Below are 862 nucleotides of genomic sequence, written 5' to 3'. Positions count from 1 at the left end.
CCATGACCACGCTCACCGCTGCACCCAAGACCGCACCGCCACCCGTGCGTACCCGCAAGCCCACCGGCGTGGGCAAGTGGCGGCGCCGCATCCCGCTGCTGCCGGCGCTGGTCTTCACCATCGTCGTCACCCAACTGCCCTTCGTGGCCACCCTGGTCATCTCCACCTTCCAGTGGAACATCCTCAGGCCGGGCGACCGGCACTTCGTGGGCCTGTCCAACTTCACGTTCGTCTTCACCGACGAGCGGCTGCGCACAGCCGTGCTCAACACCGCCCTACTCACCGCGTCGGTAGTCCTCATCAGCGTGCTCCTCGGCCTCGGCCTGGCGATGCTCCTCGACCGCCGGTTCGCCGGCCGCGGCCTGGCCCGCACCCTGCTCATCGCACCGTTCCTCGTCATGCCGGTCGCCGCCTCCCTGCTGTGGAAGCACGCCCTCTACAACCCCGACTACGGCCTGCTCAACGGCACCCTCAACGCCACATACCGCCTCTTCGGCGCCGACAACAGCCCCACGATCGACTGGATTTCGTCCTACCCGATGCCGGCCGTGGTGATCTCCCTGGTCTGGCAGTGGACCCCGTTCATGATGCTGATCCTGCTGGCCGGCCTGCAGGCCCAGCCCGACGACGTCCTGGAAGCCGCCCGCATGGACGGCGCCTCCCCCCTGGCAACCTTCCGCCACATCACGCTGCCGCACCTGCGCCAGTACCTGGAACTGGGCATCCTGCTCGGCACCATCTACGTCGTGCAGACCTTCGACGCGGTCTACAGCATCACCCAGGGCGGCCCCGGCAAGCAGACCACCAACCTGCCCTACGAGATCTACCTGACCATGTTCCGCAAGTACGAGTACGGCGAGGC

The 862-nt window shown here is 67.4% G+C and carries 1 protein-coding gene; it reads left to right on the top strand.

All coding sequences use genetic code 11. The annotated features are described in order from the left end of the window. Positions 1-2: 2 nt before the first annotated feature. The coding region (locus ABD357_RS23855; protein ID WP_344392769.1) for a carbohydrate ABC transporter permease at positions 3-862 on the top strand (860 nt) is incomplete at its 3' end.

The organism is Streptomyces vastus, assembly GCF_039532825.1.
In the GTDB taxonomy this organism is placed as follows: domain Bacteria; phylum Actinomycetota; class Actinomycetes; order Streptomycetales; family Streptomycetaceae; genus Streptomyces; species Streptomyces vastus.
This window is presented reverse-complemented; position numbering and strand designations above follow the sequence as displayed.